Source organism: Streptomyces sp. NPDC059832, assembly GCF_042731715.1.
GTDB lineage: Bacteria > Actinomycetota > Actinomycetes > Streptomycetales > Streptomycetaceae > Streptomyces.
On sequence record NZ_JBHWIY010000003.1, the window covers coordinates 167,785 to 190,467 of the forward strand.

At 72.2% G+C, this 22,683-nt stretch carries 21 protein-coding genes; 9 read left to right on the forward strand and 12 right to left on the reverse strand.

From position 1 onward, the window contains the following. The first annotated feature begins 53 nt into the window (after positions 1–53). Positions 54–923: an SDR family NAD(P)-dependent oxidoreductase gene (locus tag ACFV8T_RS05935; protein ID WP_385325080.1), complete on the forward strand. Its 870-nt coding sequence runs from the start codon at positions 54–56 to the stop codon at positions 921–923. Positions 924–945: 22 nt separating this feature from the next. Here the strand turns inward: ACFV8T_RS05935 and ACFV8T_RS05940 are convergent, their stop codons facing one another. After that, positions 946–1,533: a 2'-5' RNA ligase family protein gene (locus ACFV8T_RS05940; RefSeq protein ID WP_385325082.1), complete on the reverse strand. Its 588-nt coding sequence runs from the start codon at positions 1,531–1,533 to the stop codon at positions 946–948. A 112-nt stretch (positions 1,534–1,645) separates the two neighbouring features. Further along, the gene (gene trpS, locus ACFV8T_RS05945) at positions 1,646–2,659 is read right to left on the reverse strand and encodes a tryptophan--tRNA ligase (protein ID WP_385325084.1); all 1,014 of its coding nucleotides are present in this window, start codon (positions 2,657–2,659) and stop codon (positions 1,646–1,648) included. Positions 2,660–2,799: 140 nt separating this feature from the next. Here trpS and rocD point away from each other — a divergent pair, with 140 nt between their 5' ends. Further along, the gene (rocD, locus tag ACFV8T_RS05950; protein ID WP_385325087.1) at positions 2,800–4,005 is read left to right on the forward strand and encodes an ornithine--oxo-acid transaminase; all 1,206 of its coding nucleotides are present in this window, start codon (positions 2,800–2,802) and stop codon (positions 4,003–4,005) included. A gap of 73 nt (positions 4,006–4,078) precedes the next feature. Beyond that, entirely contained in the window at positions 4,079–4,867 is a 789-nt protein-coding gene (locus tag ACFV8T_RS05955; protein WP_385325090.1) for an SMI1/KNR4 family protein, read from the forward strand. Here ACFV8T_RS05955 and ACFV8T_RS05960 read toward each other — a convergent pair. Continuing rightward, positions 4,857–6,038 (reverse strand): glutathionylspermidine synthase family protein, encoded by a 1,182-nt coding sequence (locus tag ACFV8T_RS05960; RefSeq protein WP_385325093.1) that lies wholly within the window; start codon positions 6,036–6,038, stop codon positions 4,857–4,859. The genes ACFV8T_RS05955 and ACFV8T_RS05960 overlap by 11 nt on opposite strands. A gap of 5 nt (positions 6,039–6,043) precedes the next feature. Beyond that, positions 6,044–6,319 carry a hypothetical protein gene (locus ACFV8T_RS05965; protein WP_266415265.1) on the reverse strand — a complete coding sequence of 92 codons (276 nt, stop codon included), beginning with the start codon at positions 6,317–6,319 and terminating at the stop codon, positions 6,044–6,046. 126 nt (positions 6,320–6,445) lie between these two features. Between ACFV8T_RS05965 and ACFV8T_RS05970 the strand changes: the two genes are divergently transcribed. After that, positions 6,446–7,309, forward strand: a complete 864-nt coding sequence (locus tag ACFV8T_RS05970) for a hypothetical protein (protein WP_385325549.1) — start codon at positions 6,446–6,448, stop codon at positions 7,307–7,309. 4 nt (positions 7,310–7,313) lie between these two features. Here the strand turns inward: ACFV8T_RS05970 and ACFV8T_RS05975 are convergent, their stop codons facing one another. Continuing rightward, positions 7,314–8,717 (reverse strand): PLP-dependent aminotransferase family protein, encoded by a 1,404-nt coding sequence (locus ACFV8T_RS05975; RefSeq protein ID WP_385325096.1) that lies wholly within the window; start codon positions 8,715–8,717, stop codon positions 7,314–7,316. Between the two features lie 47 nt (positions 8,718–8,764). Between ACFV8T_RS05975 and ACFV8T_RS05980 the strand changes: the two genes are divergently transcribed. Further along, positions 8,765–9,280: a carboxymuconolactone decarboxylase family protein gene (locus ACFV8T_RS05980; RefSeq protein ID WP_385325099.1), complete on the forward strand. Its 516-nt coding sequence runs from the start codon at positions 8,765–8,767 to the stop codon at positions 9,278–9,280. Between the two features lie 77 nt (positions 9,281–9,357). Further along, entirely contained in the window at positions 9,358–10,092 is a 735-nt protein-coding gene (locus tag ACFV8T_RS05985) for an isocitrate lyase/phosphoenolpyruvate mutase family protein (protein WP_385325101.1), read from the forward strand. A 200-nt stretch (positions 10,093–10,292) separates the two neighbouring features. Here the strand turns inward: ACFV8T_RS05985 and ACFV8T_RS05990 are convergent, their stop codons facing one another. The 4 genes from ACFV8T_RS05990 to ACFV8T_RS06005 form a co-directional block, all read right to left on the reverse strand. Next, complete coding sequence (locus ACFV8T_RS05990; RefSeq protein WP_385325104.1) at positions 10,293–11,669, reverse strand: B12-binding domain-containing radical SAM protein; 1,377 nt, start codon at positions 11,667–11,669, stop codon at positions 10,293–10,295. Between the two features lie 120 nt (positions 11,670–11,789). Further along, positions 11,790–12,779, reverse strand: coding sequence for a malate dehydrogenase (locus ACFV8T_RS05995; protein ID WP_385325107.1), 990 nt, complete (start codon positions 12,777–12,779; stop codon positions 11,790–11,792). Positions 12,780–13,309: 530 nt separating this feature from the next. Next, positions 13,310–13,942, reverse strand: coding sequence for a DUF3017 domain-containing protein (locus tag ACFV8T_RS06000; protein WP_385325110.1), 633 nt, complete (start codon positions 13,940–13,942; stop codon positions 13,310–13,312). Positions 13,943–13,971: 29 nt separating this feature from the next. Next, the gene (locus ACFV8T_RS06005) at positions 13,972–14,835 is read right to left on the reverse strand and encodes a bifunctional methylenetetrahydrofolate dehydrogenase/methenyltetrahydrofolate cyclohydrolase (protein WP_385325112.1); all 864 of its coding nucleotides are present in this window, start codon (positions 14,833–14,835) and stop codon (positions 13,972–13,974) included. A 225-nt stretch (positions 14,836–15,060) separates the two neighbouring features. Between ACFV8T_RS06005 and ACFV8T_RS06010 the strand changes: the two genes are divergently transcribed. Beyond that, positions 15,061–15,834, forward strand: coding sequence for an RDD family protein (locus ACFV8T_RS06010; protein WP_385325115.1), 774 nt, complete (start codon positions 15,061–15,063; stop codon positions 15,832–15,834). 113 nt (positions 15,835–15,947) lie between these two features. Here ACFV8T_RS06010 and purH read toward each other — a convergent pair whose 3' ends face one another. After that, positions 15,948–17,501: a bifunctional phosphoribosylaminoimidazolecarboxamide formyltransferase/IMP cyclohydrolase gene (purH, locus tag ACFV8T_RS06015; RefSeq protein WP_385325117.1), complete on the reverse strand. Its 1,554-nt coding sequence runs from the start codon at positions 17,499–17,501 to the stop codon at positions 15,948–15,950. After that, positions 17,488–18,144: a phosphoribosylglycinamide formyltransferase gene (gene purN, locus ACFV8T_RS06020; protein WP_385325118.1), complete on the reverse strand. Its 657-nt coding sequence runs from the start codon at positions 18,142–18,144 to the stop codon at positions 17,488–17,490. Before purN ends, purH begins: the two co-directional genes overlap by 14 nt. 319 nt (positions 18,145–18,463) lie before the next feature. Between purN and ACFV8T_RS06025 the strand changes: the two genes are divergently transcribed. After that, on the forward strand, positions 18,464–19,360 hold the full coding sequence (locus ACFV8T_RS06025; RefSeq protein WP_385325120.1) for a hypothetical protein: 897 nt from the start codon (positions 18,464–18,466) through the stop codon (positions 19,358–19,360). Here the strand turns inward: ACFV8T_RS06025 and ACFV8T_RS06030 are convergent. Then, positions 19,350–21,056: a DUF6350 family protein gene (locus ACFV8T_RS06030; RefSeq protein ID WP_385325550.1), complete on the reverse strand. Its 1,707-nt coding sequence runs from the start codon at positions 21,054–21,056 to the stop codon at positions 19,350–19,352. The two genes, ACFV8T_RS06025 and ACFV8T_RS06030, sit on opposite strands and share 11 nt — an antisense overlap. Positions 21,057–21,181: 125 nt before the next feature. Between ACFV8T_RS06030 and ACFV8T_RS06035 the strand changes: the two genes are divergently transcribed. Next, entirely contained in the window at positions 21,182–22,555 is a 1,374-nt protein-coding gene (locus ACFV8T_RS06035) for a helix-turn-helix domain-containing protein (protein WP_385325121.1), read from the forward strand. Positions 22,556–22,683 lie beyond the last annotated feature (128 nt).

Consider the following 22,683-nt stretch of genomic DNA (forward strand, 5'->3'; position numbering starts at 1 on the left):
CTCCGCCCTCCCGATCCCACCCCCGACTCCCTACGCCTGCAAGGAGTGTTCCCGTGAAGGACGCCTTCGGAGCCCCGCAGTCCCTGCTCGTCCTCGGCGGCACCTCGGAGATCGCCCTGGCCACCGCACGGCGGCTGATCGCCCTGCGGACCCGCACGGTCCGGCTGGCCGGACGCCCCTCCCCCGCCCTCGACGCGGCCGCCGCCGAACTGCGCGCACGCGGCGCCGACGTCCGTACGGTCGACTTCGACGCCCTCGACTCCGCGTCCCACGAGACCACGCTCGGCGCGGTCTTCGCCGAGGGCGACATCGACATGGTGCTGCTCGCCTTCGGCATCGCGGGCGACCAGGGGCGCGACGAGGAGGAACCGCTCTCCGCGGTCCGGGTCGCCCAGACCAACTACACGGGGGCGGTCTCCGCCGGGCTCGTGTGCGCCGGCGCGCTCCAGGCGCAGGGGCACGGCTCGCTGGTGGTGCTGTCCTCGGTGGCGGGCGAACGCGTCCGCCGCGCCGACTTCATCTACGGGTCCAGCAAGGCGGGGCTGGACGCGTTCACGCAGGGGCTGGGGGACGCGCTGCACGGGACGGGGGTGCATGTGATGGTCGTGCGCCCCGGCGTCGTACGGCCGGAGCCGGCCGCGGAAACGGTGCCGGCCGCACCGGCCACGCCACTGGCGGCCCGGGGCGGGGCGGCCCTGCTCGCGCCCTCGCGGATCACCGCGGCACGGTCCGCCTCGGCCCGGTTCGCCTCGGCGCCGCTGGAGGCGTCGCCGCTCACCACGACTCCGGACGCGGTCGCGGAGGCCATCGTGACGGGGCTGCGGCGGCGTTCGGAGACGGTGTGGGTGCCCGGGTCGCTGCGTGCGGTGATGTCGGCGCTGCGGCATGTGCCGCGCCCGCTGTTCAGGCGGCTGCCGCTCTGAACCGGGGGCGCCGGGGAGGTGCTCAGTGCAGGGAGGGCTCGTCCACGGAGGAGCCGCCCTGCGCGGGCACGGCGGACGCCCCGCTCCCGGCGCCGAACGGGAACTCGTTGATCTTGCGCCAGACGCTGTCCGGGCCCTGCTCGTACAGCGCGAAGGAACCGCAGGACCAGGACGCCTCGTAGTCGGCGAGCTCCGCGTACGCCCGGTCCATCGCCTCCTCGGCGATGTCGTGCGCCACGGTCACATGCGGGTGGTACGGGAACTGGAGCTCGCGCACCAGCGGCCCGGAGGCGTCCCGGACCCGCTTCTGCAGCCAGGTGCAGGCCGAGGCGCCCTCGACGACCTGGACGAAGACGACCGGCGAGAGGGGACGGAAGGTCCCGGTGCCGGACAGCCGCATCGGGAAGGGGCGGCCGCCCGTCGCGATCTGGGCGAGATGCGCCTCGATCGCGGGCAGGTCGGCCGCCTCGGCCTCGGTCGGCGGGAGAAGGGTGACGTGCGTGGGAATGCCGTACGCGGCAGGGTCCCCGAAGCTCGCGCGCCGCTCCTGGAGCAGGCTGCCGTAGGGCTCCGGGACCGCGATCGAAACGCCGAGCGTTACGGTCCCCACGTCGTCCTCCTCAATCCTCGATGGCCGGTGGCCTGTTTTCGGCCACCGACCGGTTCGGCTTCCCATCGCCAGTGTGACGCCTGCGGCCGCGAAACCGCCAGGGTCCTTGGACTCAGTGCTTCGCGGGCAGAAAGCCCATCCGGTCGTACGTCCGGGCCAGGGTCTCGGCCGCGACGGCACGGGCCTTCTCCGCGCCCTTGGCCAGGATCGAGTCCAGCGTCTCCGGGTCGTCCAGGTATTCCTGGGTGCGGGTACGGAACGGTGTGACGAACTCGACCATGACCTCGGCGAGGTCGGTCTTGAGCGCACCGTAGCCCTTGCCCTCGTACTTCTGCTCCAGATCCGCGATACCGGTCCCGGTCAGTGTCGAGTAGATGCTCAGCAGATTACTGACACCGGGCTTCTCGGCCCGGTCGAAGCGGATCACCGTGTCGGTGTCGGTGACCGCGCTCTTCACCTTCTTGGCGGTGGCCTTCGGCTCGTCCAGGAGGTTGATCAGGCCCTTCGGGGTCGGCGCCGACTTGCTCATCTTCGCCGACGGGTCCTGGAGGTCGTAGATCTTCGCCGTCTCCTTGAGGATGTACGGGTCCGGCACGGTGAACGTGTCGCCGTAGCTGCCGTTGAACCGCTCGGCGAGGTTGCGGGTCAGCTCCAGGTGCTGGCGCTGGTCCTCGCCGACCGGGACCTGGTCGGCCTGGTACAGCAGGATGTCGGCCACCATCAGCATCGGGTACGTGAAGAGACCGACCGTGGTGCGGTCGGCACCCTGCTTGGCGGACTTGTCCTTGAACTGCGTCATGCGCGACGCCTCGCCGAAGCCGGTGAGGCAGTTCATGATCCAGCCGAGCTGGGCGTGCTCGGGGACATGGCTCTGGACGAAGAGCGTGCAGCGCTCCGGGTCGAGCCCGGCGGCGAGGAGCTGGGCGACGGCGAGCCTGGTGTTCGCGCGCAGCTCCGCGGGGTCCTGCGGGATGGTGATCGCATGCAGGTCCACGACCATGTAGAAGGCGTCGTGGGATTCCTGCAGCGCCACCCACTGGCGGACCGCACCGAGGTAGTTGCCGAGGTGGAACGAGCCTGCGGTGGGCTGGATTCCGGAGAGCACGCGGGGGCGTTCAGAGGCCATGGAACTCATTGTCTCAGGTGTGGGCGGCGAGCCCCGACCGGCCTGGCGCGCCGCAAAACACAGGTTTCCTCACCACGGATCCGACCGACGATACAAAGTGGGCACCACCCCGCCCACGCCGCACGACGAACGGAGATCCCGTGTCTGCCACGGAAACCGCCATCGCCTCCGCCGAGGCGCACAGCGCGCACAACTACCATCCGCTGCCCGTCGTCGTCGCCACGGCGGACGGGGCCTGGATGACCGATGTCGAGGGCCGTCGTTACCTCGACATGCTCGCCGGCTACTCGGCGCTCAACTTCGGTCACGGCAACCGGCGCCTGATCGACGCCGCCAAGGCGCAGCTGGAGCGGGTGACCCTGACCTCGCGCGCCTTCCACCACGACCGGTTCGCCGACTTCTGCACGCAGCTCGCCGAGTTGTGCGGCATGGAGTCGGTGCTGCCGATGAACACGGGTGCGGAGGCCGTGGAGACCGCGGTGAAGACGGCCCGCAAGTGGGGTTACCGGGTGAAGGGCGTCCCGGACGGCATGGCGAAGATCATCGTCGCCGCCAACAACTTCCACGGCCGGACGACGACGATCATCAGCTTCTCCACGGACCAGGAGGCACGGGAGGACTTCGGCCCGTACACACCGGGGTTCGAGATCGTGCCGTACGGGGATCTCACGGCGCTCCGGGGGGCGATGACCGAGAACACCGTGGCGGTGCTCATGGAGCCGATCCAGGGCGAGGCCGGGGTGCTGGTGCCGCCGCCGGGCTATCTCACCGGGGTGCGCGCGCTCACGCGCGAGCGGAACGTGCTGTTCATCGCGGACGAGATCCAGTCGGGCCTGGGCCGGACCGGCAGGACCTTCGCCTGCGAGCACGAGGGGGTCGTGCCGGACATGTACGTGCTCGGCAAGGCGCTGGGCGGTGGTGTGGTGCCGGTGTCGGCGGTGGTCTCGTCGCAGGACGTGCTCGGGGTGTTCCGGCCCGGTGAGCACGGTTCGACGTTCGGCGGCAATCCCCTGGCCTGCGCGGTCGGGCTGGAGGTCATCGCGATGCTCCGCACCGGCGAGTTCCAGCAGCGGGCGACCGAGCTGGGCGAGCACCTGCACCAGGAGCTGCGGCTGCTGGTGGGCGGCGGCGCGGTGGAGGAGGTGCGCGGCCGCGGTCTTTGGGCGGGCGTCGACATCGCTCCGAGCCACGGCACGGGCCGGGAGATCTCCGAGAAGCTGATGGACCGCGGGGTGCTGGTCAAGGACACCCACGGCTCGACGATCCGGATCGCCCCGCCACTGGTGATCAGCAAGGAGGACCTGGACTGGGGCCTCGAACAGCTCCGCGCCGTCCTGCGCGGCTGATCCCCGCACCCGCACCCGCTCGCCGGTCAGGCCCGGGGCCTGTCCGGCGGCCCGCCCTGGCAGACTCCGTCCCGTGAGACCTGACCTGACACTGCTGCGGGACCTGGTCGAAGGGTCACCGGGCTTCGGACGCGGGCCCGCGTCCGCCGTACCGGAGGCGCTGATCCGCGAGGCCGAGGCCCGCGTCGGCCCGCTGCCGCCGTCGTACCGCTGGTGGCTGGCCGCGTACGGCCACGGGCGGGCCGGGGACGCGGACATCGCGACGGTCGGGCCCGCCGGGTCCGCCGACGACCTGTACGAGGCCGTCACCGCCGGGTGGCGGCTGAGCGGCGACCGGCTGTGCTTCGCCGTCGAGCCGGACTGCGGCGACGGCTACCACTTCGCCCTGGATCCGGCCGGGGAGGCCGGGGACGGGGAGTACCCGGTGGTCCGCCGTGACGGTACGGACGGGTGCGAGGACCCGGTGGCCGAGTCCTTCGCCGGATTCCTGGCCGTCCAGGCGGCGCGGTCGCGCGGGCTGCGGGACGGGCCCAATCCCTCGGTCGCCCGGCTGTGGCGGTCGACGCCGGGCGTACTGCTCGACAACGGCGTCCATGTCTACGGTCCGCACCTCATCGAGGAACGCAACGAGACCTTCGAGGTGGCCCGGTACGCGCCGCACTGGGTGCTGGTCGGGGACGACAGCGGGGGCGACGGATTCTTCATGCGCCGCCACGGCCGCGACCGCGCCTCCGTCCACCGGCTCGGACTGGGCGCGATCCGCGAGCACGTCGAGGTGGAGGGCGAACCGGTGACGGACGACCTGCTCGGCTGGCTGCGCGCGGGCGGGGCCCTGGAGGACCGAGGGCCGGCTAAAGGATGACGTGCGGCAGGAAGCGGGCGTACTCGTCGGTGACCGGGCCCTCCGATTCGCGGATGCCGAGACCGGCCGCCTCGTCCTCGACGACCCACGCGCCCAGCACCACACGGTTGCCGTCGAAGTCCGGCAGCGGCGCCAGCTCCTGGTAGCAGCACGGCTCGTCCCGAGGCGCCGCCGGGCTTCCCGGCTCGTGGATCGTGACCCCGGCCCCCTCGCGGCCGAGCAGCGGCTTGGCGACCCAGCCGCCCGACGCCGCGAGCCGACGGGGACCGTCGAGGTAGGTGGGCAGCAGGTTCGGGTGGCCCGGGTAGAGCTCCCAGAGGATTGCCAGCAGCGCCTTGTTGGACAGCAGCATCTTCCAGGCGGGCTCGATCCAGCAGGTCGTGCCCGTACCGCCGCCGTTGTCGAGGGTGTCGAGCACATGCGGGCCGAACCGGTCGGTCGCCAGCCACTCCCACGGATACAGCTTGAAACAGCTCCGGATGAAACGGAGCCGCTCGTCGACGAACCGCCCGCTCAGCCGGTCCCAGCCGATCTGCTCGACGGACAGCGCCTCCGTGTCGATGCCGGCCTGCGCGGCGGTCTCCCGCAGATAGGCGACCGTCATCAGGTCCTCGCCCAGCTCGTCGCCGTCGGAGTGCGCGAAGTTCAGCGGCCCCGGCGGCAGCAGGGCGGCCTGCCGCTTCCAGGCCGCCACGAGTCGTTCGTGCAGCGAGTTCCACTGGTCGGCACCCGGGAAGCGGTCCTCCATCCAGAACCACTGGGCGCTCGCGGCCTCCACCAGGGAGGTGGGGGTGTCCGCGTTGTACTCCAGCATCTTCGCCGGACCGGTGCCGTCGTAGCACAGGTCGAACCTGCCGTAGAGGGAGGGCAGTTCGGCACGGCGGTGCCAGGACCGGGCGATCAGTGCGGCCAGCCGGCGGTCGGTGATGCCGAGCTCGGCGAAGCGGTCCCGCTCCACGATGTGCGCGGCCGCGGCCAGACACATGGTGTGCAGTTCCTCGACGACGCCCTCCAGCGCCTCGACCTCGGGCAGCGAGAAGACGTAGTAGGCGCTCTCGTCCCAGTACGGGCGCAGCGATCCGTCCGGGTAGCGGGTGAGCGGGAAGACGATCCCCTGCTCCTCCACCGTGCGCTGCCAGTCGGGGCGCGGCTGCGTGGTGCGGCGTTCCATGCCGGTCAGCCGCCGCCGGTGCCCGAGCAGCCGAAGCCGCCGCGTTCGACCGCGGACTTGTTGAAACTGCCGCCCTGCACCTTGCCGTTCTTGCTGCTGCCGCCGTAGTAGTACGACCCCTTGCCGTCGCTCTTCTTGCACTCGTAGCTCGGCAGTCTGTCCTGGGTCAGCGGGTCGACGCACCGCTTGTCCGGCTCCGAACCGCAGGAGGTGATCATCGCCGCGAGCACTCCCATGCCGCCGAGCACCACGGTGCTCGACCTCAGCCTGCGTGTTGCCATGTTTCCGTCTCCCCCGCCATACGAATCAAGCCAGTGTGGCCATTCGTCAGATTAAAGGGCCGCCGGATGCGGCCGGAAGCGGGGACACCGAACGTCCCCCAGTAGAGTCCCCCTGTGCTTCTCGGGATGATCTGCGCGCTCGGCGCCGCCGTCTGCTTCGGTACGGCCTCGGTCCTCCAGGCCGTCGCCGCGCGGGCCGCCGCCGAGCCGGGGTCGGACGCGGGGGTCGATCCGGCGCTGCTGCTGCGCGCCCTTCGCCAGTGGCGTTACATCGCCGGACTCGCCCTGGACGGCTGCGGTTTCGTCCTCCAGATCGTCGCCCTGCGCTCGCTGCCGATCTACGCGGTGGGCGCCGCGCTGGCCGCGAGTCTCGCGGTGACCGCAGTGGCCGCCGCCCGGCTGCTGAAGGTGCGGCTGAGCGCCGTCGAGTGGTCCGCGGTCGGCGTCGTCTGCGCCGGCCTCGGCATGCTGGGGCTCGCCTCCGGCGGTGAGGGCCACGGCACCGGCTCGGCGGCCCTGGGCTGGTGGATGCTGGGGATCGCCCTCGGCGTCCTGCTGATCGGCTCCGTGGCCGGCCGCCTCCCGGAGAAGCCGCGGGCGCTCGTGCTGGGTCTCGGCGCGGGATGCGGCTTCGGGGTGGTGGAGGTCACGGTCCGGCTGATCGACGACGTGTCGCCGTCGGCGCTGCTCGCCAACCCCGCCGCGTACGCGCTGCTGCTGGGCGGCGGTTCGGCGTTCCTGCTGCTCACCTCGGCCCTGCAGCGCGGTTCGGTGACGACGGCGACGGCCGGCATGGTGCTCGGCGAGACGATCGGCCCGGCGCTGGTGGGCGTCGTCTGGCTCGGCGACCGCACCCGCGAGGGCCTGGAGTGGCTGGCGGTCGCCGGTTTCGTGGTGGCGGTGGCGGGCGCGCTGGCCCTGGCCCGGTTCGGCGAGGCCCCGGCGGACACCCCGGAACCGTCCGCCCCCGAACACATCCAGGGCGTGTAGGACCTCAGGGCAGCACCCGGCAGAGTGCGTCCAGGGCGCCCGCCCAGGCGCTGTCGGTGGGTGTTCCGTAGCCGATGACCAGCGCGTCGCGGCCCGGCGCCGCCTCCGGGTGCCGGAAGCGCGAGATCCCCTCCAGCGCCAGCCCCTGCCACGCCGCCGACCGGAGCACCGACGCCTCGCTGCCCTCGGGCAGTTCGAGCACGGCGTGCAGCCCGGCCGCTATGCCGCTGATCCGGACCCCGGGGGCCCGCTCCGCCAGTACCGCGACGAGCTGGTCGCGGCGGCGCCGGTAGTGCAGCCGCATCGAGCGCACATGACGGTCGTACGCGCCCGACGCGATGAACTCCGCGAGCGTCAGCTGGTCCAGCGCGCTGGACGACCAGTCGCTCATCCCCTTGGCCTCGGACACCTCCCCCACCAGCGCCTCCGGCAGCACCATCCATCCCAGGCGCAGCCCGGGTGCCAGCGACTTGCTCGTCGTGCCCAGGTGCACCACGCGTTCGGGGTCGAGGCCCTGGAGCGCGCCGACCGGCTGCCGGTCGTAGCGGAACTCGCCGTCGTAGTCGTCCTCCAGGATCAGCCCGCCCGTGCCGCGCGCCCAGTCCACGGCCGCGGCCCGCCGGTCGGGGTGGAGCGGCACCCCCGTCGGGAACTGGTGCGCGGGCGTCATCAGGACCGCGCCCACGCCGCGCAGACCGGCCAGTTCCCCGGTCCTCGCCCCGAGTGCGTCGACCGGCAGGCAGGGCAGCCGCAGCCCGGCGTCCGTGAGCAGGTTCCAGTGCACGTCCAGTCCGTACGACTCGACGGCCACCTCCCGCACCCGCCGCTTGCGCAGCACCGGGCCCATCAGCTTCAGCGCCTGCACGAAACCGGCGCAGATCATGATCCGTTCCGGGTCCGCGTACACCCCGCGGGCCCGTGCCAGATAGTCGGCGAGCACGGTGCGCAGCTCGATGCGCCCGCGCGGATCGCCGTATCCGAAGGCGTCGTTGGGCGCGGCCGCCAGTGCGCGCCGGGACGCCTTGAGCCAGTCGGCGCGCGGGAACGTCGAGAGGTCGGGCGACCCGCCCAGCAGGTTGTGGCCGGGCCGGGACCGCACCGCCCGCGCCCGCGTGGTCCTGGCGGCCGGGGGGCGCGGCTCGGCCCGCCGCGCCACCCGGGTGCCCGAGCCCTGCCGGGCGGTGAGCCATCCCTCGGCGACCAGTTCCGCGTAGGCGTCGGCGACGGTGTTCCGGGCGATGCCGAGGTCGGCGGCGAGGCCGCGGGACGACGGCAGCCGGGTGCCGGGCGTCAGGCGCCCCGTCCGTACGGCCTCGCGCAGGGCGTCCATGAGTCCGGCCCGCAGCCCGGTCGCTCCGGTCGTTTCGAGATGCAGGTCGGCACCGAAAGTGGCCCATGAATCCGTCATGGAAATGGACCATACCGTTGCGCCATCCACCCCGTAACGTCGTAGCCATGACGACGAACGACCACAGCCACCCGACGACCGGCCTCAACCCCGAGCACGCCCCGCGCATGCAGTCCTGGGCCGAGCTGGCCCCCGATGTCTACAAGGCCATGGTCCGGCTGGACGCGGCATCCCGTAAGGGCCTCGACCCGGTCCTGGCGGAGCTGGTGAAGATCCGCGCCTCGCAGCTGAACCACTGCGCGTTCTGCCTCGACATGCACACCAAGGACGCGCTCGCGGCCGGTGAGTCCGTCGAGCGGATCGTCCAGCTCAGCGCGTGGGAGGAGTCGCAGCACTTCTACACGCCCAAGGAGATCGCGGCCATCGAGCTGACCGAGGCGGTGACGGTGCTGACCGACGGCTTCGTGCCGGACGAGGTCTGGGAGAAGGCCGCGAAGCAGTTCGACGAGACCGAGCTCGCCCATCTCATCGCCGCGATCACGACGATCAACGCCTGGAACCGCTTCGCCGTGACCACCCGTATGGTCCCCGGTCACTACAAGTCGGGCGACATCAAGCACTGACCCGGCGGGCATGCCGGGCCGGCCCGGCATACTCGTACGGCGCACCGCCACCGTTCGACACCCCACAGGAGCTCCGCGTGACCGCTTCCGTCCTCCGCGCCCTGCACCACGACCGCACCCCCGGCGACCCGCTGGTCGTCCCCGGCCCGTGGGACGCGGCGAGTGCGCGCGTCTTCGTCGACGCCGGTTTCCCGACGCTGGCCACGCCCAGCGCCGGGATCGCGGCCTCGCTCGGTTACGAGGACGGGGCGACGCCCGCCGACGAGATGTTCGCGGCCGTGGCCAGGATCGCGCGCGCCGTGCCGGACTCCGTGCCCGTCTCGGCGGACATCGAGGCGGGTTACGGACTGGCGCCGAAGGAACTCGTGGAGCGGCTCCTGGACGCCGGAGCCGTCGGCTGCAATCTGGAGGACTCCGCCGACGGCGCCCTCCTCGACGCCCGGCGGCAGGCGGACCGGCTCGCGGAGGTGCGGGCGGTCGCGGGCGACGCGCTCTTCGTCAACGCCCGCATCGACACGTACGTCCGAGGCGTCCCCGACGGCACGGACCCGGAGACGGAGACGGTCCGCCGCGCACTGCTGTACGTGGCGGCGGGCGCGGACTGCGTCTATCCGATCATGGCCCCGCCCGAGGCGCTGCCCGCACTGGCCGCCGCCGTCCCGGCCCCGCTCAACGCCTTGGCGCGGCCGGGCGGCCCGACCCCGCGCCGGCTGGGCGAGCTGGGCGCCACCCGGATCACCTTCGGCCCCGGGCTGCAGCGCCGGGCCATGGCTGCCGTGCGCGAGATCGCGGACGAGGTGCTGAGGGGGTAGGGCGTGTTCGAGAAGTAGCGTCGTCCGCCCGGAGGGCGGGTCTCGCGGGGTCCGGCGCGTGCGATCACAAGGCGCCGGGGTGCCCTCGTAGCGGAGCTACCAGGGCATTTCGGCAACGCGGCGAGCGTGCGTGTCAGACCCCGCGAGACAGACGGAACTTCTCGAACACGCCCTAGCACCCGGGCCGGCGTCCTGGGCGGTCAGGCCCGTCTGCCGCCGAAGGCCGCCAGGGTCCGCTCCAGCATCGGCATGGCCCGCACCACGTTGCGGGAGCGGATCAGGGCGTCCCACGCGGGCTCGAACTTCTTCCAGCCGCCCGAGTACGCCAGGTGCCTGAGCCGTTCGTGCGTGCCCGGCTGGGCGGCCGCACCGCGCCAGATGTTGGACCACCGGTAGAAGTCGCGGTACGCACGCCAGTACCCGTCCTCCAACTGGCGCGGGGTCATGCCCTTCGGGCGGTACACGACATGGCGGGTGTCGTAGAGGTCCCAGTCCCGGTGGACGATCCGGTCCTCCGCCTCCAGCTGCTTCCACAGACCGGTGGACGGATACGGCGTCATGATGTGGAAGGTGGCCGTCTCGATGCCCTGCTCGACGGCCCACTCCACCGTGCGGTCGAAGACGTCCGGGCCGTCGTGGTCGAGCCCGAAGACGAAGCTGGCGTTGACCATGACCCCGGCGTCATGGAGCCGGCGGACGGCGGCCGCGTAGTCCTTGCCGATGTTCTGGTCCTTGCGCCGCTCGGCGAGGTTCGCGCTGTTGACGGTCTCGAAGCCGACGAACAGGCTGCGCAGCCCCGCGTCCACGGCGCGCTCCAGCAGGTCCGGCTGGAGGACGGACTTCACCGTGCCGGCTGCCTGCCAGAGCCGCCCCATTCCCGCCATCCCGTCGAAGAGCGCCTCGGCGAAGCGCCGGTTGCCGAGCAGATGGTCGTCGAGGAAGTACAGATGGCGGCCGGGCAGCCGCTCGATCTCGGCGAGCGCGTCGTCCACGGCCTGGGTGTAGAAGGACTTCCCGCCCTCGAAGAAGGCATCCTTGTAACAGAAGTCGCAGTGGTGCGGGCAGCCGCGCGAGACGACGATCGAGTTCGGCACGAGGTAGAGCTGCCGCTTGATCAGGTCGCGCCGTACGGGCGGCAGTCCGGCCAGGGTGCGCAGCTTCGAGTCGTACCGGTGGCCCGGCACCCCGTCGCGGAACTCCTTGAGGAAGCGCGGCCAGGTGTCCTCGCCCGGCCCGGTGAAGATCGTGTCGGCGTGGGCGGCGGCCTCGTCCGGGAGCGAGGTCACATGGAGGCCGCCCATGGCGACATGGACGCCGCGGGCGCGGAAGTGGTCGGCGATCTCGTAGCCGCGCCGGGCGGAGGTGATGTACGGCTGGACGACCAGGAGATCGGGGCTGTCGAGCGCCTCGATGTCGACCCGCTCGACGTGTTCGTCGAGGAGCGTCACCTCGTCGTCCGCATCGAGGTACCCGGCGAGGGTCGCCAGGCCGAGCGGCGGGAAGAGCGAGTACTTGATGGGCCTGAACAGCGGGCTGGTCGCCTCTGTCAGGGCCGGAAGAATCATCGTCACGCGCATGACAGCCCAGACTCGGGAGGGGGTGCGGTCAGTTCCCGGCCGGGGCCGCGTGCCGACGCCGTCGCCCCCGGCAGCGGGTGCTGCCGGGGGCGACGGGGTACGCGTGGAAGGGCGTACGGATCAGATCAGGCCGAGCTCGCGAACCGCGTCGCGCTCCTCGGTGAGCTCCTTCACCGACGCGTCGATGCGCGCACGGGAGAAGTCGTTGATGTCCAGGCCCTGGACGATCTCGTACTTGCCGTCCTTCGTGGTGACCGGGAAGGACGAGATGATGCCCTCGGGCACGCCGTAGGAGCCGTCCGACGGGATGCCCATGGAGGTCCAGTCGCCCGCGGCGGTGCCGTTGACCCAGGTGTGCACGTGGTCGATGGCGGCGTTGGCGGCGGAGGCGGCCGAGGACGCGCCACGGGCCTCGATGATCGCGGCGCCGCGCTTGGCGACGGTCGGGATGAAGGTGTCGGCCAGCCACGCCTCGTCGTTGACGAGCTCGGCGGCGTTCTTGCCGGCGATCTCCGCGTGGAAGATGTCGGGGTACTGGGTCGCCGAGTGGTTGCCCCAGATCGTCAGCTTCTTGATGTCGGAGACGGCGGCACCGGTCTTGGCGGCCAACTGCGAGATCGCGCGGTTGTGGTCGAGGCGGGTCATCGCGGTGAAGCGCTCGGCCGGTACGTCCGGGGCCGCGGCCTGCGCGATGAGCGCGTTGGTGTTGGCCGGGTTGCCGACGACGAGGACCTTGATGTCGTCCGCCGCGTTGTCGTTGATGGCCTTGCCCTGCGGCTTGAAGATGCCACCGTTGGCGGAGAGCAGGTCACCGCGCTCCATGCCCTTCGTACGCGGGCGGGCGCCGACGAGCAGGGCGACGTTGGCACCGTCGAACGCCTTGTTGGCGTCGTCGGTGATCTCGATGCCGCGCAGCAGCGGGAAGGCGCAGTCGTCGAGCTCCATCGCGGTGCCCTCGGCGGCCTTCAGGCCCTGCGGGATCTCCAGGAGACGCAGGTTGACCGGCACGTCCGGGCCGAGCAGGTGGCCGGAGGCGATGCGGAAGAGCAGCGCGTAGCCGATCTGGCCGGCTGCGCCGGTCACGGTGACATTCACGGGAGTGCGGGTCATGGCGATCTCCGTTAGACAGCTGGCGGTGGGGGTTCCTGGCCCCTGGTGCTGGACATCCCTGAATCTTGATGTGAAGAGATATCCAGCGATCAGGCTATCCGACCCGGAACCTCCCGGCCGCCCTGCCCCCTGTGGCACCGCACACAACCCGTCACACAGCGCTCACCCGGCCGAATCCCGGTCACCCGGGAGACGGTGGCCCGGTGGCGGCGCCCGCACGGCCCGCCGTCGGCGCCCCGGGCCGTTCAGCGGCACCGCCGCACGCCCCCTGCTCCGCCCTCGGCCCGGCTCTCCGTTGCCTGACGATCACACGGTGGCGGAATGGTCACTTCCGTGCCACAGGCCACGGGCATCCCTTGAACCGGCCTCACCCCGTCGACCAGGCTGAAGTCCGGACGGGGCAAGGCCGCTCAAGTCACCGCATTCCGGGGCGTTTACGTTCCGGTGGGCCCCGATACCGGTGTCCGTCCCTTCTCGGGGGAGGGGACGGGCACCGCTTCCGAGCGGCGCACCCGGCCGTGCGGGCGGGCTCAGCGGATGGTGAAGTGGACCGCCTGTTCCAGGAACGGAATGTCCAGCCACGGCTTGGGCTGCGCCACCAGCGCGAGCATCACGATGAGGAAGCCGAGCAGCCCGTACGTCACCAGGTCGGTGAAGCGGGAACGTACCGCCAGCATGCCCACCGACGGCACCACGAGCCGCAGCACCGCGCCGCCGATGAGGGCGGCGCCGATGAGCATCGTGCCGACCCGGAAGGCCTCGGCGAACGGGTCGACCGCCACGATCAGCAGCCCGATCCCGGCCGTGCAGAGCACGGCGAGCAGCGGCCACTGACGGGCCGGGGCGGGTGCGTCACCGGACGCGGCCCGGCCACCGCCCTCGGGGCGCGCGGTGTCCCGGGTGAGCGACGGAAACCGCCGCGACGGCCGCGTACCGCCTGCCGCCGCCTCACCGGCGGCGTCGTCACGGGTCGCGGCCACGGACCGATCCGAGGCGGCCTCGCCGGAAGGCCCCTCGTCCGCAGCCTCGTGCGCCGTCCCCTCGCCGGCCGTCCCCTCGTCCGCCGTCGCTTCATCCGCGCCCGGCGCGTCCGCGCGCGGCGGCACCGCGGACGGGCCGTCCGCCTCGGCGGCCGGGTCGGCCGGACTCGTACCAGCACCCATGGGGTTCCTTCCGGATCGGGTCGGCCGGCTCAGACGGCGGCGGCCGCGTCGCGCTCGGCGGCCTCGACCACGTTGACGAGCAGCTGGGCGCGGGTCATCGGGCCGACACCACCGGGGTTCGGGGAGATCCAGGCGGCGACCTCGGCCACGCCCGGGTGGACGTCCCCGACGATCTTGCCGTTCTCGTCCCGGCTGACACCGACGTCGAGCACGGCGGCGCCCGGCTTCACGTCCTCGGGCTTGATGATGTGCGGCACCCCGGCGGCGGCGACGATGATGTCGGCCTGCCTGAGGTGGGCGGAGAGGTCACGCGTACCGGTGTGGCACTGGGTGACGGTGGCGTTCTCGGACTTACGGGTCAGCAGCAGCGGGATGGAACGGCCGATGGTGACACCGCGGCCGACGACCACGACATGCGCCCCGTTGATCTCCACGTCGTGGTGGCGGAGCAGCTGGACGACGCCCTGCGGGGTGCAGGGCAGCGGGCCCGTCTCGTTGAGCACGAGCCGGCCGAGGCTCATCGGGTGGAGGCCGTCGGCGTCCTTGGCCGGGTCCATCAGCTCCAGGACGCGGTTGGTGTCGATCCCCTTGGGGAGGGGGAGCTGCACGATGTACCCCGTGCACTCGGGGTTGGCGTTGAGCTCCCGTACGACGTCCTCGATCTCCTCCTGGGTGGCGGTGTCGGGGAGTTCGCGCTGGATGGAGCCGATGCCGACCTGTGCGCAGTCACGGTGCTTGCCGTTCACGTACCACCGGCTGCCCGGGTCGTCCCCGACGAGCAGGGTTCCCAGGCCAGGGGTGATGCCCTGCGCCTTGAGGGCCGCCACGCGGACGGTGAGATCGGACTTGATCGCGGCTGCGGTGGCCTTGCCATCGAGAATCTGGGCAGTCATGTCCCCATACTCGCGGATGACCCCGCCCGCATACCAATTCGGGCGTCGACGGTGGACACGAGGTTGCACTTGCGCAACATCCACCAGCCACGACTGGACAAACTTATGTTCTGCTTATAACGATTATGGCCGCAGTGCCGCAGAAGTACCGGGGGGCGGACCACTGACCTTTCTTTCCTCCGTGCGGCCGCATCGTCCCCGCACGCACGTTGGAGGAACGCCCAGATGAGTTTCGGCGACCCGAACCCGAATCCGAACAACCCGTACGGCCAGCAGCCGAACCAGCCGCCGCAGGGTCAGCCGGGTTACGGCTACCCGCAGGCGCCGCAGGGCGTACCGCCGCAGCAGGGCCAGCCGGGCTACGGCTACCCGCAGCAGGGCCAGCCCCCGCAGGGTCAGCCGGGTTACGGCTACCCGCAGCAGCAGCCGGGCGGCACCCTCCAGGCCAACAACGGCTACATCAACGTCGCGGGCCTCGGCACCGTCGAGCTCGCCACGATGGGGCGCCGCCTGGGCGCGCGTGCGCTGGACGGCGTCGCGTACGGCATCCTCTACTTGATCTTCTCGGCGATCGGCGTCGCGAGCCTCGTGGGCGCCTCGAAGTCCATCGACGACTGCAGCGGCACCGAGTACGGCACCGCTGCCTACACCCAGTGCATGAACGACGCGACCGACGCCAGCGTCGGCATCGTCGCGGGCTTCTTCGGCTTCATCGCCGTGTTCGCGCTGATCGCGCTGCTCTACGAATGGCTGATGGTCTCCATCTGGGGCGCCACGCTCGGCAAGATGGTCCTCAACGTCAAGGTCGTCAAGGAGAGCACCGGCCAGGCCCCCGGTCTGGGTGCGGGCTTCATCCGCTGGATCATCCCGATGGTCGGCTCGCTCTTCTGCGGTCTCGGCACGCTGCTGGTCTACCTCTCCCCCTTCTTCGACAACTCGGGCAAGCTCCAGGGCTGGCACGACCGCGCCGGCAGCACGATCGTCATCAAGACGAAGTGAGCACGCTGAAGGTGTAACCACCCTCACCGCATGGCGAAGGCCGCCAATTCCCCACTCGTTCCAGGGAATTGGCGGCCTTCCGCCTTACCCGGGCTGCCCGGGTGCGACTCGTATCAGTGGAAGAAGTGCCGCGTACCCGTGAAGTACATCGTCACGCCCGCCTTCTTCGCGGCCTCGACGACCAGCTCGTCACGGACCGAACCGCCCGGCTGGGCCACGGCCCTGACGCCCGCGGCGGTCAGGATCTCCAGTCCGTCCGGGAACGGGAAGAACGCGTCGGAGGCGGCGTACGCGCCGCGGGCGCGCTCCTCGCCCGCCCGCTCGACGGCCAGCTTCGCGGAGTCGACGCGATTGACCTGGCCCATGCCGACGCCGACCGAGGCGCCGTCCTTGGCGAGCAGGATCGCGTTGGACTTGACCGCGCGACAGGCCTTCCACGCGAAGGCGAGCTCCTTCAGCTCGTCCGCGGTCAGGGCCTCACCGGTGGCGAGGGTCCAGTTGGCCGGGTCGTCGCCCTCGGCCTGGAGGCGGTCGGTGACCTGGAGCAGCGCGCCGCCGTCGATCGGCTTGACCTCGACCGGGGCGGTCGGGGCGTCGGGGCAGCGCAGCACGCGGATGTTCTTCTTGCGGGCCAGGATCTCGACCGCGCCGTCCTCGTACGCCGGGGCGACGATGACCTCGGTGAAGATCTCCGCGACCTGCTCGGCCATGGCGACGGTCACCGGACGGTTGACGGCGATGACACCGCCGAAGGCCGACAGCGGGTCGCAGGCGTGCGCGTTGCGGTGCGCCTCGGCGACGTCGTCGGCGATCGCGATGCCGCACGGGTTGGCGTGCTTGATGATCGCGACGCACGGCTCGGCGTGGTCGTACGCGGCCCGGCGCGCGGCGTCGGTGTCCGTGTAGTTGTTGTACGACATCTCCTTGCCGTGCAGCTGCTCCGCCTCGGCCAGGCCGCCGGCGCCGGAGGTGTACAGCGCGGCGGGCTGGTGCGGGTTCTCGCCGTACCGCAGCACGTTCTTCCGCTCGTACGTCGTGCCGAAGAAGTCGGGGAAGCCCGAGTCGTCGGCGGCGGCGTAGTCGTCCGCGAACCAGGAGGCCACGGCCACGTCGTACGCGGCGGTGTGCTGGAACGCCTCGGCGGCCAGGCGCTTGCGGGCGGTCAGGTCGAAGCCGCCCGCCTTGACCGCGGCGAGGACGTCGGCGTACCGCTCGGGGCTGGTGACGACGGCCACGGACGGGTGGTTCTTCGCGGCGGCGCGGACCATGGACGGGCCGCCGATGTCGATCTGCTCCACGCACTCGTCGGCGGAGGCGCCGGAGGCGACGGTCTCCTTGAACGGGTAGAGGTTGACGACCACCAGGTCGAACGGCTCCACGCCCAGCTCGGCGAGCTGCTCGCGGTGGGCGTCCAGACGGAGGTCGGCGAGGATGCCGGCGTGGACGCGCGGGTGCAGCGTCTTGACGCGGCCGTCGAGGCACTCGGGGAAGCCGGTGAGCTCCTCGACCTTGGTGACCGGGACCCCGGCGGCGGCGATCTTCCCGGCGGTGGAGCCGGTGGAGACGAGCTCGACACCCGCCTCGTGCAGACCGCGGGCGAGGTCCTCCAGCCCCGTCTTGTCGTAGACACTGACCAGGGCGCGGCGGATGGGCTTATTCACCGACATGACCGAGATGAACCTTTCGTCCCTCAATGCGATAGCCGTCACGGGCGAGCCGCCCCACGGCCTCGACGAGCAGCTTGCGCTCGATTTCCTTGATGCGTTCGTGGAGAGCGGCTTCGCCCTCCGCCGTGTCCTCCTCGGTCACCTCGACCACGCCCTGCGCGATGATCGGACCGGTGTCGACGCCGTCGTCGACGAAGTGGACGGTGCACCCGGTGACCTTCACGCCGTGCGCGAGCGCGTCACGCACCCCGTGGGCACCGGGAAAGCTGGGGAGCAGGGCGGGGTGGGTGTTGATGAACCGGCCGCCGAACCGGGCGAGGAACTCCTTGCCCACGATCTTCATGAATCCGGCGGACACCACGAGGTCCGGGCGGTACCCGGCCGTCTCGGCCGCGAGTGCCGCGTCCCATTCCTCACGGGTGGCATGGTCCTTGACCCTGCACACGAAGGTCGGCAGTCCGGCGCGCTCCGCCCGTTCCAGGCCGACGATGCCGGAGCGGTCCGCGCCGACCGCGACGATCTGCGCGCCGAAGCCCTCGGGGTCGTCACCGATGGCGTCGAGCAGGGCTTGAAGGTTCGTACCCGAACCGGAGACCAGCACGACCAGGCGTGCCGGGGCGGTGGAGGGGGGCGGGGAGGCCACGGCTGGGCCCTTTCTCGCGTGGTGAAGCAGAGCGACGCTGATTTGTATGGTCGTACGAAAGAACTGAGCCCCTCGATACGGGGAACTCTACGAACCAGCCGACCGTCAGCAACGATACCGGCACCTCGGGGGACCCCCACGGGACGGGGGTGGGCGGCCGCCGGCCCGGCTCCGGGGTGGAGGAGCGGGTCCGGCTGACGGATATCGGCCGTTCGGGCCCCGCTCCCAGCTTTCGGCCCCTCCTGGCCGGGAGGTAGCGTCAGGGGACAGCGAACCGTCCGCAGGGCGGAAATGACGAGATGGGGAAGACGTTCACCACATGCCGGACCGACGCCGTCGCACCGCCTTCCGCCAGCCGCTGCCCGAGCGGACCTCACCGCTGATGCGGGAACGCCAGTCCCCCACGGGCTCTTCCTCTTCTTCCTCCTCTTCCGGCCAGGGGGACGACAACCCGTTCGCCGCGCCGCCCGAGAGCCGGCCCGACCAGCCCTGGCAGCCCCGCCGCCCCTCGAACACCGGAAACGGCAACGGGAACGGCCAGGGCAACGGCGACGGCGACGGATCCCCCGAGGGCGGCTCGTCCGACGACCGGCCGGTCTGGGGCGGCCAGTGGAGCAGCCGGCAGCCCGGTCGCCAGAGCGGCGGCTTCGGCGGCCGGCCCGGAGGCCAGGGCGGGCCGAACGGCCAGGGCGGGCCCGAAGGCAGCCCCGGCGGGCTGCGCTGGGACCCGACCGACCCTGCCCAGCGCCGCGCGCGCTACGCGCTGCTGTCCGGCATGTGGGCCTTCTTCTTCGCGCTCTTCGACTTCCCGGAGATCGCCCTGCTGCTCGGCGCACTCGCCGTGTACTGGGCGATCAGCTCGCTCCGGTCGAAGCCGAAGAGCGCGTCCGCCACGGCGGCCACGGGCCCCGGCCAGGCGTCCGGCCCGGCTCGGGCATCCGGTCCCGCCCAGGCGCCGGGTTCCGCTCCGGCGCCCGGATCGGTACGCGGCGCCCCCGCGGCCCCGGGCGGCGGCAGGCAGCAGACCACGGCCGCGGTCAGCGGTCTGGTGACGGCGCTGCTCGCGCTCTCGATCGTCGCGACGACCTTTACGGTGCAGCTGGTCTACCGCGACTACTACACCTGCGTGAACGACGCCCTGACCAAGGCCGGGCAGCTGTCCTGCAACGACCAGCTGCCGAAGCCGCTGGAGCCCTTCTTCGGCGTCAAGAACTAGGGTCTTCCGTCCCGGACGGCCCGGCCTCCTCCGGCCGGGCCGTCCGCTCGTGCCAGGGGCCGGTCGGCAGGAAGTCGTACGGCGCGAAGCCCTCGTCCGGGGCGGGCGTGCGGGCGGCGGGCGACGCGGGCGCCGGCGCGGCGCCGACCACGAGGGAAGCCGCGACGGGCGTGCTCTCCGGGGAGCCCGCCGGCGGCGCGGACCCGTCTCCCGGCACCGGCCCGGCCGCCTCGCCGCCGCCCCGGCGTCCCGAGCGCCGCCACCACCGCCGGCCACCACCGCTCGACTGCGGCGACGCCTTCCCGGATTCGGACACCGACTCCGCCTCCGCGGCCTTCCCCGGCGCCGCGACGCCGGATGCCTCGGCCCCGTACGCCGCTTCCTCCCCCTCCGCCGTCCCCGGCGCCGCGCCCGTCCGCCACCACGCGACCCCGCCGCACTCCCCCAGCCGCCAGGCCCGGAGCAGCAGCGCCCCGGGGACACCGATCAGCGCCGTCCACACCAGGGCCGCCGCACCCGTGAGCCACCACACCGGCCCGAACTCCGCCAGCGCCCGGGTGCCGAGCGGGCCCCCGGCCACCGCCGCGAGCACCGCCATGCCGGCCCCGCACCCCACCGCCGCCAGGGCGGCCGCCAGCGCGGTCTCCCGCAGGCTCCACACCTCCTCGCGTGCGGCGTGCGGGGGCGCGGCCCGCCGTACCGTGAACCAGGCGATCGTCACCCCGGCCGCGGCCGGCACTGCGAGGGCCGACCAGTTCAGGGCCGTTCCCGGGCCTTCGGCGGGCACCGCGGCCAGCAACGGGAAGCCGGGCAGCGCCGGGCGCCCCGAGAAGGCGAACGGGGTGACCGTGGACGCCGTACCGAGAGCGAACCCCGGCCCGAGTCCGTACGCCGCGCCCCATACCGCCGCGTTCGGCACCAGCGCCAGCGCGAGCACGAGCACCGCGACCCGGCCCGCCCAGTCGCCGGAGAGCTGGACGAACGACTGCTGGGTGTGCTGCGCATGCCACACCAGCGCCACCGCGACCAGCAGCGCCCCGCCGCCGAGCAGCACCGTCACCCCGGCCGCCGCCGACCGGCACACCGTCCCCGCGCGCTCCCGGAACCGGCTGCGCGCCAGCGCCTCGTGCAGGCTCACCGGCGCCCAGGACGGCGGCGGCCCGACCGGGCGCCCGGCCGCCGTCCAGACCCCGGCCGCCGCCGCACCCGCCACCACGACGGCCGACGGGATCAGCAGCGACGGCGGGTGCACGGACAGCGGACCGTCCCACCCGTAGCACGCGACAGCCGCCCCGACCAGCAGATATCCACCGACGACCATGATGAACGCGCCCAGCTCGGAAAGTGCCGGACGCCCTTCGTCCGGCACCAGGGCGTCCCGCGCCGCACGGTGCACCAGCCACACCGGGACCACGGTGAGCAGCAGCGGAACGAGGCCCACCGGGGCGGGGACCCCGCTGAGCGTGTCGGCTCTGATCAGCTCGGCGCCGTGGGCGAGCAGCCAGAGCCCGGCCGCCGCATGGAGCGCACCGCCGAGACTGCTCTCGGGCGTCGGGGAGCTGATCCACAGCGCCAGGACGAGGACGGCGATCGAGCCCAGTCCCAGCCCGGCCGCAACCGCTCCACGCAGAAGGGCGAAGGCCAGCACGGCGGACCGGCCCTGCTCTGCCGACAACGACGGGCTGTTTTCGGTCACTTGGGTCACGGGGCAATGTTCCCAACGACACGCGCTTATTCCGCGTAACGGGCGAATGGCCGCTGTGTCGCTCAATATACGTTTATGTACATTTCTACCCGGTGCAGCTCCACGGGGGGTCCTTCATGACGCAGGGTTCGACCGACACGGCCTCTGCCCATCCGCTCCCCTCCCCCAAGGAGCGGCGCAGACTGCGTGAGGCGAAGTCACTGAGTGAAGCGCAGGTCGCGACGGCCGTGGGCGTCACCCGTGCGACGGTCCGGTCCTGGGAGACCGGCCGCACCGCGCCCCGGGGGCGGAAACGCGAGGCATACGCCAGGCTGATCAGCGGTGGCCGTACGAACCCTCAGGCCACACCGCCGAGCGCCCGGACCAAACCGGCCGCTCCGAACACCCGGCCGAAGGCCGCCGTCAAACGTGCGGCCCGCCCGACGGCACCGACGTCGGTCGCGAGGCTGTCCAAGCCGGTGACGTCCACGAAACCGCCATCGCGTCCGCCGGCCCCCGTCGAAGCCACCGGGAGCACCGCCATGGCCCCGACCGAGCCCGGCACCACCCCCGATCCGCCCGACGCCTCCGGCGCGTCCATCACCCATGGCGCACCGATGGCAGCGGCGGCCCCCGCCTCCAATGGCGTATCCGCGATGCCCGAATCGGGCCCGGGGCCCGAATCCGCCGGGCTCTCCCCCGCCGAGGCGTTCGATGCCCTGTACCAGCACTCCGCCGCCGGCCTCTTCCGCCAGACGTTTCTGCTGACCGGGCGCCGGAGCCTCTCCTGGGAGTCCGTGGCGCGGGCCTACGCGCTGGCCTGGGAGCGCTGGCCGGAGGTCGCGGTGGACCGGGACCCGGTGGGCTGGGTGCGGGCCGCCGCGTACGAGTACGCCATGTCGCCGTGGCACCGCCTGCGCCGCGCCCATCGCCGGCTCGACCCGCCGCCGGCCGAACCGGGTGCGCGCGCCCTGCTCGACGCGCTGCTCGAACTGCCGCCCTCGTACCGCCGCACCCTGCTGCTCTACGACGGCGTCGGCCTGGATCTGCCGGAGACGGCGGCGGAGACGGAGGCGAGCACCCCGGCGGCGGCAGGCCGGTTGACGAACGCCCGCGCCGCCGTCGCCGAGCGGCTGCCCGAGCTGGCGGAGCCCTCGACGCCCACCGAGCAGTCGGCGCTCCTGAACGAGCGGCTCGGCGCGCTCGCGTCGGCCCAGAGCGCCGAAACGCTTCCCTCGCCCCTCGTGATCCGCACGGACAGCGAGCGCAAGGCCCAGCTGCGGACCCGGGCGGCCGTCTCCTTCACGGTGCTGATCATCGGCCTGACGCTGTTCACGCTGGCGACGGCCCCGACGCGGTACGAAACCCCGGAGTCACCCGCACAGCAGGTCGGCGGGGTACCTCCGCGAGGTGGTCCGCAGAAGCTGACGCCGCAGGACCTGAAGCTGCAGAAGAAGCTCCACGGCGAGCTCGTACGGGGTCCGGCACGGCTGACCCCCGAGGCCGGCTGAACGAACGGGCCCGCCGTTCCGCACGGACGCGACGGCGAAATGCAGAAACGGCGCGGGGGCGTGGGCGACTTGGGGCAGGGCCCGGGGGGTCTTTTTGTGGCAGGGGGGTGTGGGGGTTTTTCATGGGG